The 11,904-nt window shown below is 50.1% G+C and carries 12 protein-coding genes; 7 read left to right on the top strand and 5 right to left on the bottom strand.

Features of this window, described 5'->3' with window-relative positions; all coding sequences use genetic code 11:
- Positions 1–119: 119 nt before the first annotated feature.
- Positions 120–578, top strand: coding sequence for a ferritin family protein (locus PKI34_12055; protein ID HNS18542.1), 459 nt, complete (start codon positions 120–122; stop codon positions 576–578).
- Between the two features lie 11 nt (positions 579–589).
- Here PKI34_12055 and PKI34_12050 read toward each other — a convergent pair whose 3' ends face one another.
- The 5 genes from PKI34_12050 to PKI34_12030 form a co-directional block, all read right to left on the bottom strand.
- Positions 590–1,102, bottom strand: a complete 513-nt coding sequence (locus tag PKI34_12050) for a hypothetical protein (protein HNS18541.1) — start codon at positions 1,100–1,102, stop codon at positions 590–592.
- Positions 1,083–2,534, bottom strand: a complete 1,452-nt coding sequence (locus PKI34_12045) for a Ni/Fe hydrogenase subunit alpha (protein ID HNS18540.1) — start codon at positions 2,532–2,534, stop codon at positions 1,083–1,085. The genes PKI34_12050 and PKI34_12045 overlap by 20 nt, the downstream gene beginning before the upstream one ends.
- 18 nt (positions 2,535–2,552) lie before the next feature.
- A complete protein-coding gene (locus PKI34_12040) occupies positions 2,553–3,101 on the bottom strand; it encodes a hypothetical protein (protein ID HNS18539.1) in 549 nt (182 codons plus the stop codon).
- Positions 3,098–3,817, bottom strand: coding sequence for a 2Fe-2S iron-sulfur cluster-binding protein (locus PKI34_12035; protein HNS18538.1), 720 nt, complete (start codon positions 3,815–3,817; stop codon positions 3,098–3,100). Before PKI34_12035 ends, PKI34_12040 begins: the two co-directional genes overlap by 4 nt.
- 63 nt (positions 3,818–3,880) lie before the next feature.
- Positions 3,881–5,680, bottom strand: coding sequence for an NAD(P)H-dependent oxidoreductase subunit E (locus tag PKI34_12030; protein HNS18537.1), 1,800 nt, complete (start codon positions 5,678–5,680; stop codon positions 3,881–3,883).
- Between the two features lie 183 nt (positions 5,681–5,863).
- Here PKI34_12030 and hypF point away from each other — a divergent pair, with 183 nt between their 5' ends.
- The 6 genes from hypF to PKI34_12000 all read left to right on the top strand — a co-directional run.
- Positions 5,864–8,137, top strand: a complete 2,274-nt coding sequence (gene hypF / locus PKI34_12025; GenBank protein ID HNS18536.1) for a carbamoyltransferase HypF — start codon at positions 5,864–5,866, stop codon at positions 8,135–8,137.
- A gap of 27 nt (positions 8,138–8,164) precedes the next feature.
- The gene (locus PKI34_12020) at positions 8,165–8,545 is read left to right on the top strand and encodes a YbaN family protein (protein HNS18535.1); all 381 of its coding nucleotides are present in this window, start codon (positions 8,165–8,167) and stop codon (positions 8,543–8,545) included.
- Positions 8,546–8,586: 41 nt separating this feature from the next.
- Positions 8,587–8,880 carry a HypC/HybG/HupF family hydrogenase formation chaperone gene (locus PKI34_12015; protein ID HNS18534.1) on the top strand — a complete coding sequence of 98 codons (294 nt, stop codon included), beginning with the start codon at positions 8,587–8,589 and terminating at the stop codon, positions 8,878–8,880.
- Positions 8,880–9,965 carry a hydrogenase formation protein HypD gene (gene hypD, locus PKI34_12010; protein ID HNS18533.1) on the top strand — a complete coding sequence of 362 codons (1,086 nt, stop codon included), beginning with the start codon at positions 8,880–8,882 and terminating at the stop codon, positions 9,963–9,965. The genes PKI34_12015 and hypD overlap by 1 nt, the downstream gene beginning before the upstream one ends.
- Positions 9,958–10,971, top strand: coding sequence for a hydrogenase expression/formation protein HypE (gene hypE / locus PKI34_12005; GenBank protein ID HNS18532.1), 1,014 nt, complete (start codon positions 9,958–9,960; stop codon positions 10,969–10,971). Before hypD ends, hypE begins: the two co-directional genes overlap by 8 nt.
- 604 nt (positions 10,972–11,575) lie before the next feature.
- On the top strand, positions 11,576–11,904 hold a 329-nt coding region (locus PKI34_12000), incomplete at its 3' end, for a hydrogenase maturation nickel metallochaperone HypA (GenBank protein ID HNS18531.1).

Below are 11,904 nucleotides of genomic sequence, written 5' to 3'. Positions count from 1 at the left end.
GTTGAAAAGGATTTGCTATCTTTGCGGCAAATCAGGCAAGGGTGTATTCACCCAACGACGATTTGTCAATGAATCACATTCAATAAATAAGTACAATTAAGAACAATCTGACAAGAACCATGGACAGCACAGGATACAAAGACATTTTAAGGATGGCCATCCAGAATGAGATCGAGGCCTATGAGTTTTACCTGGGTGCCAGTTTAAAAGCAGAATCCGAGACACTCAAGTCCACTTTCCGCGAACTGGCCGACGAAGAAATGAATCACCGGCGAACCCTCGAAGGATTCCTTCACAATGATTCCCTGAAGCTGCATTTCAAGGAAAGCCAGTCTGATTACAAAGTTTCGGAAGGCACGCAACTTCCTCCTCTTACGGGTGACATGTCGTTTGCCGATGGCATAGCCCTGGCCATGAAGAAGGAAGAAGAAGCCATGGAAATGTACAGGAAATTCGCAGATGCCAGTGATGAGCCCGGTCAGAAGAATACGTTCCTGCAGTTATCAAAAATGGAGCAGGGACACAAAGTCAGGCTGGAGGAAATCTACACGAATGCTGCCTATTTAGAGGTCTGGTAATCCTTATCCAGTCAGACTGCCAGCTTGGCCATTTCGCCGGGGTCCTTCAAATGATGCTGAAGAAAAAGAAGAGCGCTGTGGAGATTTCGTTTTGCCCCTGAGGTGATCGCTTCCCCGTATCCCCATTGATAACCTTTTATATGAAGCAGATAGGATGCCGGCTTGGTCTTAAAAAGCTCGCTGCATAATTCCACAACCAGGGCCGGGGAAACGGTATGCGTTGTAAATCCAACCGTTGCGGTGGTGGCGGGGACGGGTGTCACTATAAAATCACGGACATCCTCCTCCGTGGAGGCATCCACAAAGATCACCATATCTTTATCTGAAATGGCGTAGGCATCTTCGATGTTCAGCTGGTAATTGCTTTCCAGTTCAACACCCGGGATCTTTTTCTCCCGGATCCAGTGATTCATGGCTTCAATGAACGCATTGCCCAGGCCATCATCCTGGCGGCCCGGATTTCCAAATCCGTATATCAGGATCTTTGGAGAAAAGAGCTGCCCTTTATTTACGCTTTCTGTCAATCAACTGATCGTTTTCATCGTAAAGGGAGATCTCCAGAGGCATCTGCCCCAGGGCATGTGTTGCGCAACTCAGGCAGGGATCATATGCCCTGATGACGACCTCAACCGCATTCAACATGCCTTCGGTGATTTCTTTCCTGCCGCTCATCACCCTTTTAGCCACACAATTCACAGCCCGGTTCATGGGTTCATTGTTATTGGTCGTGGATACGATCAGGTTTGCCATCTCGATCTGGTCCTGATCATTGATCCGGTAGTGATGGAACAACGTTCCCCGTGGCGCCTCCAGGAGCCCGACTCCCTCTTTCTGCCTAAGTCCCCTGGTGACAAGGTCGGTACCCAGCAGATCGGGATCCTTCAGCAACAGCCGCATCATTTCGGCGGCATGCAGCGTTTCGATGAGCCTTGCCCAGTGGTAATGCATGCAATGGTGATTGGGCTTGCCGCCGGTATAGGCCTTGAACTCCTCAAATTCTTTCTGGGCCAGCGGAGTGGGGATGAATTCAGCACAGTTCAACCGGGCCAGGGGACCCACACGGTACCAGCCCTCTTTCTCTCCCAGGTGGCTCAGATAAGGGAATTTCATATAGCTCCAGGTCCGGACTTCTTCACGGATGTAGTCAACATAATGCTGGTAATCAATGTCATTGAGTATCTTTTTACCGTCGGCGTCCACCGCACGGAGCACGCCGTGATAGAGGTCCAGTGCACCGTCTTTCCGCACGAGGCTCAGGGAGCTTGAGGGAAAATAGGAGAAATGATCGATGGTTTCCCTGTTGTTCCTATGGTAATCCTTAAAGAAGTTTACGGCTGAAAGTGACCATTCCACCATTTTATCCGCATTTAGCGGATCGGGGCCTTTCAGGAATCGATCCCTTTCTTCCGGGGTCAGGTTCTTATTGATCCCGCCAGGTATGGCGCCCGTCCCGTGTATCTTTTTCCCGGCCGTGATCTGGATGATCTCCTGTCCGAACTTCCGCATCATCACACCCTGAACCGCCAGATCCTTATGTTTGAAGGCAACGCCGATGATGTTCCGTATGGCCGGATCGGCATCAATGCCAAAAAGCAGGTCGGGTGAACAAAGGTGGAAGAAATGGAGGGCGTGCGACTGGAAGATCTGGCCGTAGTGCATCAGTCTTCTCATTTTTTCACCGGTTCGGGTCAGCCCGTCGCCGGTGCCGGCTCCCACGATCACATCCATAGCCTTTGCTGCAGCCAAATGGTGACTGACAGGGCAGATGCCACACAGCCGCTGAACCAGAACAGGGGCTTCCCAGAAAGGACGACCCTGCACAAACCGTTCAAAGCCCCTGAATTCCACAATGTGCAGGCGGGTCTGTGTTATGTTGCCATCGTGATCCAGATGAATGGTCACTTTACCGTGCCCTTCCACACGGGTCACAGGTTCGATCGTTATTTTTCTCGACATGGTTTGGCCAGATTGATTTCAGTCATACTTAACGATATCATAAGGTAGTTGCATCGGGTCGCCGCTGATCAAAGCAACCAATGCCTGCCAGATCAGTTCAGCCGTGGGCGGACAGCCAGGCAGAAAATAATCGATCTTAACGATCTCGTGACAAGGATAAACCTTATCTAAAAGCATGGGGATCTCCTCATCGTTGGGCAGGATGCGATGGACATCGTTACTGACCGTTGGTCCGTTCAGGTAAGCTTCCTCAATGCAGTCCCGGATCGGGATGCCATTCCTCAGCGCTGGCAAACCACCCATGATGGCACATTCACCTACCGATACGAGGATTTTGCAATGTTTTCGGAAGTCCTTCAGCACATGTATGTTGTCGCTGTTACAGCATCCTCCTTCTATCAATCCTATGTCACACACTTTGGTGAAGGTTTTGATATCATTCACGGGTGATTTATGAAATTCAACCAATTCGATGAGCTCAAGGATCCGCTCATCAATATCCAGTAGCGACATATGGCATCCGAAGCATCCTGCCAATGACGTCGTGGCCAGTATGGGCTTGCTCATGGTTCAGTCTCCTTCACAATTTTTGATTCGATATCGCTTCCAATGGGGATTTGATCATATTTTCGCTGGCCTATCGGGACGACGAACCCCCGATCGCGAACCAGAATTGAACCGACCGGACAGATATCCATTGCTTCCCGGGCTTTTTCCTCCGACATGGCCGGGGCCATGCCGGCATCGGCAACCACACGCAGCTGTCGACCACGCTTGTCAAACGCAAAATAGCTGCGGCCGTATTCGTCCTTGATGGACTTGATGCACCGTTTGCAGAGGATGCAGCGGTTCTGGTCCTTGATGATCCGGGGGTGCCAGGCTTCGATCTCCCTGACCGGAAACTGGTAAGGATAGCGCGGAACCATCATCTGAAACCTGTAGGCCAGGGCCTGAAGCATACAGTTGCCACTTTTCTCGCAGCTGGGGCAGAAATGATTGCCTTCCACAAAAAGGACCTCAATGATCGCTTTCCTCATTTCATTCAGTTCGGGAACATTATTTTCGATCACCATGCCCTCTTTCGCCGGCGTGGTGCAGGCCGTCATGAAGCGGCCATTCACCTTCACTGTACAAATGCGGCAGGCTCCCTGTGCCTTGATTCCGGGAATATGGCACAGGGTGGGGACATATATTCCGTTTTCCCTTGCTGCATCAGCGATGCAGACCCCTTCCCGGGTTTCACAGTTCACACCGTCGATGTTGATTTTAATGAGTTCACTCATAACATTGATTTATTTCCCTGAACTAAGCCGATTAACCGTTCGTTCATCAAACAACCCCCTGCATTACTGAATACCGGGGATCCTGCCGACATAGTCACAGGCATCTTTGACAGATGCTGCCATATCGAACTCGCTGACAAAGTCGGCATCCTTCATCAGTTTGCTTTCATAAAGCTGTCTGAAATTCCTGATGCTGGTCAGGATCGGGTTTGCACACGTCTGGCCGAGACCGCAGCGGCTTATCCGGGGCATCTGACCCCATTCCAGCAAGTCACTGATGTCTTTTCTTATTCCTTTGCCTTCAATGATCCTGACCAGGGTACGGCGCATGACCACCGGGAAATTCCGGCAGGTTGAACATGAACCACAGGATTCCTCAATAAAGAAATCCATGAAGTTCAAAACCACATCCTTCAGCAGATCCCGCTTGTTGCCAATGATGATGAAGGAACCCCCGGTGGCCAGATCGGCAAAGCTGAGCATCCGGTCGAAATCACCAGGTCCGATCAAAGTGCCGGAAGGTCCTCCCACCTGCACGGCCTGTACGTCAGTGGCACCGCACATATCGAGGATGTCGCTGATGGCAAATCCCCAGGGCACCTCATATATCCCCGGATGCCGGCAGTCGCCCGACACGCTTAGCACTTTCGTGCCCGCCGAATCGATCGTACCGAACGATTTGAACCAGGCAGCGCCGTGATGGATGATCCTGACGGCAGCCAAAAGTGTCTCAACGTTATTGACGATCGTGGGTTTGTTCAGGTACCCGGACTCAACAGGAAAAGGCGGGCGGTCGCGCGGTTCGCCCCTTTTACCCTCCGCTGACTCGATCAGGGCGGATTCTTCACCGCACACATAGGCACCGGCGCCCAGCTGAATGCGGATATCAAAATTGAATCCTTTCCTCCCGGCGATATCCTTCCCAAGCAGATTCCTGCTGCGCAGACCGGCCAGGGTGCTGTTCAGAAAATCCAGCAGGTACTTATACTCGTAGCGCAGGTACAGGATGCCCTGCCGGGATCCAATCGCATATCCCGCCACTGTCATCCCCTCAAAGACAAAATGCGAATACTCCGTAAGCAAAACCCTGTCCTTGAAGGTGCCGGGTTCACCCTCGTCCGCATTGCACAGCACATATCGCTCTTCTTCTTTTGATTTTCTGCAGAAATCCCATTTCATGCCGGTTGGGAAACCAGCACCGCCACGACCCCGGAGGTTCGATTCGGAAATCTCCTTGATGACCTGTTCAGGAGTCATTTCAACAATCTTCTTCAGGGCATCCCCCGGCCGGGCATCCCTGCTGAGCAGGAGGCCTTCCCTGCGAATGTTGTTCCCAACCATGGCCTGAACAAGACCTGAGCTGTTCTGTCCGTCACCCGGCGGTTCGTGGAACATCTCCCGCACGGCTTTTCCAGCCCTCATATCCTTCACCAGTTCTTTGACACGGTAGGGTGTCAGCCGGGTGAATGCAATCCCGTTGATCAAAGCGGCAGGTTCCTGGTCATTCATTCCAATATCCGACGTATCAAATAATCCGATCAATCCATCATCGGTCACGGAGCCAAAACGACACCCTGTCTCCTGCTCAAATGTTTTCGCTACCAGTTCCCTCCCCATCATCCAGGCTACAACACTGTTGTTCAAGTACACGGTATACTTGCCACGAGGGTTGGCAGCGAAAAAATGATAAAAACTTAAGGTTTGCCGTACATCCACGGAGGAAACATTCAACTGGTGAGCCAGCTGAAGCACCGCTTCATCCGGAATATAACCCATCTCATCCTGGATCTGATGAAGCATGTCCATCAACCTTGTCCTGTCCCCGGTAAAACGGTCAAGTGCAACCTGCACGATGTGATTCATAAGAAGGAATTTATAGTATTTTGTGCTGGATCGAAGAACCTGTAATCGCTTTCATTAAGGCATTAAATATAGTTTAGATTCGTAAAAAACCAACTCACTGCTTTAATTTATAATTAATCTAAACTAAACCACTCATCTACCTTATTGCTACCTTTACTACCTAAAAGAATAACATTTGTCCAGGTGACTCTAAATGACAGCTCCACTTTCGACATCCACATCCGGGGCCTCGTTCAGGGAGTGGGATTCAGGCCTTTCATCTATCGTCTGGCCAGAGAAAACCAATTGAATGGATGGGTCGAAAACAGGAACGACGGCGTCAGGATCCGGGTGAATTGCAGCAGGTTCGCACTGGATTCCTTCATTGAAGCGATAAAGAACGATGCCCCCCCCGCATCCGGCATCTGCTCCATCAGGTACCGGCAGAAAAGCTTTGAGGAATTTAATGACTTTCAGATTATTGAAAGTAAAAACCTGTCGGATGACATCACGGAGGTCAGCCCGGACATTGCCGTCTGTTATGATTGTCTGCACGACATGAAGCATCAGCCCCACCGGCTGGATTATCCGTTCATCAACTGCACCAATTGTGGCCCCAGGTTCACCATCATCCGCGATCTGCCCTATGATCGGGACCGAACCACGATGGAGCCTTTTGCCATGTGCGATGAATGCAAATCCGAATATACTTCGGTACGCGACAGGCGTTTTCATGCACAGCCTGTGGCCTGCAATCGCTGCGGTCCCCGTTACGAACTTGTGGAAGGCAAAAGCCAGGTAACGGATCTGCGAGCCATAATTGATCGCGTTTGTCAGCTTCTGGAAAACGGTAAGATCATTGCAATCAAAGGTCTGGGAGGCTTCTTTATGGCCTGTGATGCCACCGGCCAGGAGGCTGTCGACAGGCTCAGGGGACTCAAAAAAAGGGAAGGGAAACCGTTTGCTGTCATGTTTGCCTCCATCGAAGCAGTCAGGGAATATGCATTGGTCAATCCCGAGGAAGAAAAACTGCTGCTTTCCTGGCGAAGGCCCATTGTCATTCTTCGTACCCGGAAAAACCTGGCTTCAGGCGTGAGCGTGGGTTTCAACACGATAGGGGCCATGTTGCCTTTTATGCCCGTTCACTATCTATTGTTCCAGAGACTAAACCTCAGCGTCATTGTGCTGACCAGCGGTAATTTATCCGACGAGCCTATCCAGATCGACAACGATCGAACAATTGAACAATTGAGCCCCCTGACGGATGCAATCCTGACTTATAACCGAGAAATTTATAACCGGACCGATGATTCGGTGACCATGGTCGTAAATGCCCGGGAACGATTAATCCGCCGGTCACGCGGTTACGTGCCGGCGCCTGTCCGCCTGAACCGGTCGGTGGATGGCATTTTTGCAGCCGGCGCTGAACTGGTCAACTGTTTTTGCCTGGGAAAAGGTAAACAGGCCTTCCTCAGTCAACACATCGGGGATCTGAAGAATATGGAAACCTTTGAGTTCTATAAGGAATCGATCCGGCACTTTCAGCAAATGTTCCGCATCTCCCCTACACTGGCCGTTTGCGACCTTCACCCCGATTATTTATCCACCTGTTATGCCCGGGAAACCGGATTACCTCTGGTCGAAGTACAGCATCATCATGCCCATATTGCCTCCTGCATGGCGGAATACGGTCTGGATGGACCCGTCATCGGGGTGGCGCTCGACGGTACCGGGCTTGGCGACGACGGAAACATTTGGGGTGGTGAATTCCTGATTTGCGATCTGGCCAGTTACCAGCGGTATACCCATTTCGATTATGTACCCATGCCGGGAGGTGACCGGGCAGTGGAGGAACCGTGGAGGATGGCGGTTGCTTATCTCTACCTTACTTACGGTCGTGCCTTCATGGAGATGGATATCCCTTTCCTGAAACAAATTTCACCGGAAAGAGTGGAGTTTGTTCTTACGGCAATAGAAAAACAGATCAACTGTCCGCTCACCTCCAGTGCAGGGCGCTTGTTTGATGCAATAGCCGCATTGACAGGGATCTGTACCGTATCTGGCTTTCACGCCGAAGCTCCCATGCGGCTGGAATCCGTTGCCGATCTAAGCACCCATTCACATTATGAATTTGCCCAGAATGATGTCATTCAGTTTGAACCTGCCATTGCCGGCATCGTTGGTGATCTGGTGAATCAGGTTCCTGTTGCAGTCATTTCGTCCAAATTTCATAATACGGTCATCGAAGCTCTTTTACGGACCGTCAAAAAAATGCATCAAGAAACCGGGATCAGGAAAGTGGCTTTATCAGGAGGAAGTTTTCAGAATCATTATCTCCTGGAACGCCTTGAAAAAAAACTTGAAACGTTGAAAATGAAGGTTTACAGCAACTCCACGATCCCGGTCAACGACGGGGGGATCGCCCTGGGACAACTGGCGGTGGCGGCCCAAAGAAGAGCCAAAGGTTACAACACATAAGCACCCAATAATTCCCTCTATTCCCCTATGCCGAAGAAACAGAACAGACTTCTCAAGACATTGATGATCATCGCCGGGACGATTTCAGTTGGGTTTGCTGTTCTGGGAATCATTGTTCCCCTGTTGCCCACAACGCCCCTGCTGCTCCTCGCCGCAGCGCTTTATGCTCGCAGCTCGGAAAGATTTTACAGCTGGTTGCTCAATAACCGGTTATTCGGGAAATATATAAGAAATTATCGTGAAGGCAGGGGCATCCCTGTCAGGGTTAAAGTCATTTCCATCGGTTTTCTGTGGATAACCATCATTACATCGGTTATATTTACAGACCTCCTCTGGGTCAGGATTTTCCTGATCCTGATTGCGGCAGGCGTCACCCTGCATATTCTGTCGGTCCGCTCCCGGCCCTGACGTAATCTCACAGCGTCGTTTTGTCGAAATTATTTATATTTTTGATCGTTAAACCACACCTGTACCAAACCATGTGTCTGAGCATCCCGGCCAAAGTGATATCCATAGAGGGTGATATGGCAACGGTATCCGTTGAAGGAACGGAAGTTAAAGCCAGCCTTCAGATCGTTGAAAACGTTGAAGTGGGTGATTATATCCTGCTGCACACCGGATTCGCGATCCAGAAGCTCGATAGCCAGGAAGCAGAGGCTTCATTGAAAGTGTTCGATGAGTTTATCGAGCTGAACAGGCAACTGGATGAAGAAGAAAAAATAACCGGTAACAGGATTGTGTGATGAAATACAGGGATGAATACAGGGACAGGCGGCTGGTGGATCATCTTGTTAGCCGGATCAGGGCTGTTTCCCGCACTCCTGTTCAACTGATGGAAGTCTGTGGCGGACATACGATGGCCATACAGAAGTTCGGCATTCCATCGCTGCTTCCGGATTCGGTCAGATTGGTGTCAGGTCCAGGATGCCCCGTATGCGTAACCGGTCGTCATTATCTGGATAAAGCCATTGCATTTTCCAGGCTGAAAGATGTGATCATCACCACCTTCGGCGATCTGATCCGGATTCCCGGTTCCTCCTCCACCCTGGAAAAAGAAAATGCCGGTGGGGCAGATATTCGGATCGTCTATTCCATTCTGGATGCGATCCGGATTGCCCGGGAGAATCCTGAAAAAAAAATTGTCTTTCTGGGGATCGGATTTGAGACGACCTCTCCGGGTACGGCGGCTGGAATAAAAAAAGTGGCTGAAATGCATATCCCTAACTTTTTCCTGTACAGTTCCCACAAAGTCATGCCTCCGGCCATGAGGGCTTTGATCCACGAAGGGATCGCCATTGACGGATTCATTGCGCCCGGACACGTGAGCACGATCACTGGCACAGGCATGTATTCCGAATTTCCTGAAAATTATGGTGTGGGCTGTGTTGTTTCGGGATTTGAGCCTGCCGATCTGCTCCAGTCGGTTCTTATGCTGGTTTCTCAGGTGGAAAATGCTCAACCAAAAGTTGAAATTCAATATACCAGGGCCGTGAAACCCGAGGGCAATCAAAAGGCCCTTCAACTACTCCGCGATGTTTTCGAGCCTCAGGATGACTGGTGGCGCGGATTGGGAGTCCTTTCACAGAGCGGCCTGAGACTCAAACCTGAATTTCAGCATCTGGATGCCGAAAATGAGATCGCAGTGAACGTAGAAGAGATCCGGGAGGAAAAAGGATGCATTTGTGGTGATATTTTAAAAGGCCTGAAACAACCCGGGGAATGTAAATTATTTGGAAATCGTTGCACGCCTTCAGATCCGGCAGGAGCTTGCATGGTAAGCAACGAAGGAACTTGTCACGCATGGTACCGATATAGCCGCAATGGATAAAAAAATTCTGCTCGGACATGGAAGCGGAGGTAAATTATCCCGGTCACTGATCCGGGAACTCTTCCTTGCCCACTTCCCGGATCCTGTTTTACACGCCCAGACGGATTCAGCTGTATTACGGGTTCAGGGATCGCATATGGCCTTTACCACCGATGCGTTTGTGGTTGATCCCATCTTTTTTCCGGGGGGCGACATTGGCAAGCTGGCTATTGCCGGAACGGTCAATGACCTGGCAGTGGCCGGTGCCACACCCGTTTACCTGACGGCATCCTTTATCATCGAGGAAGGATTTTCCTTCAATGACCTGGAACAAATTGCCAGGTCAATGGCCCTGGAAGCAGAAAATGCTGATGTACAGATCGTCGCCGGAGATACCAAAATCGTCAACCGTGGAAAATGTGATAAAGTGTTCATCACAACTTCCGGAGTGGGTTGGATCGAAGAAGCCTTCATCACAGTCAGCGAAGGAACCTTCATCCAGCCCGGCGACAGGATCCTCATCAACGGGCCGGTCGGGGATCACGGAATGGCCGTTTTATCAGCAAGAGAACTGCATCAGTTCAAAACCACCATCCGCTCAGATTGTGCCAGTCTGAACCATATCATTCACAAAGTCAAAGAAGTATGCCCTGAGGTCCGGTTCATGCGCGACGCAACGCGGGGCGGACTGGCAACGGTCCTGGCCGAGCTGGCCGAAAACAGGCCATTCGGTGTGGAGATCCGGGAATCAGCGATCCCGGTCAACGAAAGCACTCAGGGTCTGTGCGAAGTACTCGGTTATGATCCGATGTACGTGGCGAATGAGGGTAAATTTGTTTCCGTCGTTCCATCTGCCAGTGCTGACGATGTCCTCGCTGCCCTGCAGAATGATCCTCTTGGATCACAAGCCGCCATCATTGGGGAAATCGTAAAACAACCCGCGGGTCACGTGTGGATGAAGACCACCATTGGAGGGAAAAGACTGATCGACATGCTGGCCGGGGAACAATTACCCAGGATTTGCTGAATCCTGTTGGAACGGATAGGTTGTGCTTGAGCTTAAAATCCTTCAGGATCAACGATACCCGTATTCCTCGTAGAACTTACTGATCACGTCCGCAATATTTTCAAAGGCCACAAAGTGTTTTTTACACCCGCTTCTGGAGCATATGCTCACCCTTCCCCCTATATCTAGAAGGAACTGCACCATTGGGGCATCACACAAGTCACAAATCTCTTGAGCAATGAGCTGCTTGTTACAATGGGGACAATAGAAGTGTGCAACTTCACGTTCAGGAATGACTATGTCGGATTCATGATCATAACATCCGTAGACCGAGCACAATCGGATTATACCCCGATGACTGGCGGTCTCAATGTTCAGTTTTATGCTGGGCAAATCGTGCAACGGATGCTCCTGATCCATTAATGAGTTATTGCAATTGGGACATTTGACTTTTAAAGATATGATCTTTTCCATAGTTCAAAAGATTAAATATGGCACTTCCGACTCTTTGCAGAAAATACAAATTTATGTGCAATAATTCAAATTTGTTAAAACTGAAATAATTTGGAACTAGTATAAATTAAGCCTCGTTTAGCCGTTCATTCTGATTACACAATTATTAACTTTGATCAGGAAACGCTTTAATATCCCTTACGACACATCCAGACCCATGCACGAGTTATCCATAGCTTTGAATATCATTGACATAGCGACTGAAGAGGCGCAAAAAGCCGGGAAAGGGAACATTCTGTCGCTCGAGCTTGAAGTGGGGATCTTATCCGGGGTGCTTATTGAAGCGCTTTCATTCGCATTGGAGGTTGCGGTGAAAGGAACCGTTCTGGAGAATTGCCGGATCGAACTTGCTCCGGTAGAAGCCCTGGCCCGCTGCAGTCAATGCGGTCATATCTTCGGTGTTGAAGACCTCTATACAGCCTGTCCTCGCTGTGATTCCTT

The sequence above is a fragment of the Bacteroidales bacterium genome (assembly GCA_035342335.1).
Taxonomy (GTDB): Bacteria; Bacteroidota; Bacteroidia; order Bacteroidales; family JAGONC01; genus JAGONC01.
Note: the sequence above shows the minus strand (reverse complement) of the source record. Positions and strands in the feature narration are given on the sequence as shown.